Annotated in this window: 2 pseudogenes; one reads left to right on the forward strand and one right to left on the reverse strand. The window is 53.2% G+C overall.

The features are described from left to right. Positions 1 to 351: pseudogene (locus ACTHUR_RS16730) on the reverse strand (pyrimidine 5'-nucleotidase); the annotation flags it as partial. A 62-nt stretch (positions 352 to 413) separates the two neighbouring features. Between ACTHUR_RS16730 and ACTHUR_RS16735 the strand changes: the two are divergent. Then, a pseudogene (locus ACTHUR_RS16735) lies at positions 414 to 566 on the forward strand (thiamine ABC transporter substrate-binding protein); the annotation flags it as partial.

A 566-nucleotide genomic window follows, 5' to 3' on the forward strand; every position in this document is an offset into this window, starting at 1 on the left:
GACGTAGAACGAAGGGCCGTTGGAAAAAACGGCTTTGCGTCCTTTCAGACGACCTAAAACGCTTTCGGTTCCCTCCATGCCCTCCAATTTTGCCAAGATTTGCGCGATGGGATGGCTTTCGCGCAGAAACTCGCGTATGTCGATTTCGGGATGGTGGATTTGCAGGCCGGCAAGCGTCGCGCCGTACCGGTGCCAATAGTCCTGACGCAGGTCGGATGCCGCTTCTTCGGAAAGCTTAAGGCGTTGCGCCATGTAGTCGGTCATGGCGCGGTTGATGATATAGAAAATGCCGGCATCGGCGTTGTGCAGCGTGTTGTCGAGGTCAAAGAGCCAAACGGGAGAAAGGTTCATGTCGTGTGTTGGTGCGGATTTTGTTATGATGTTTCTTATTTTACCCGTACAAAGGTTAGAGAATGAAACTGAAATTATCCGCCCTCGCCCTCTTGCTGGCTTCGGCAAACTTATCCGCCCAAACCGAAGTGCGCCTTGCCGTACACAAATCCTTCAGCCTGCCCCAATCCGCCATCGCGCAGTTTGAAAAAGCCAACGACGCCAAAGTCTCCGTC

The organism is Neisseria sp. P0021.S007, assembly GCF_051956855.1.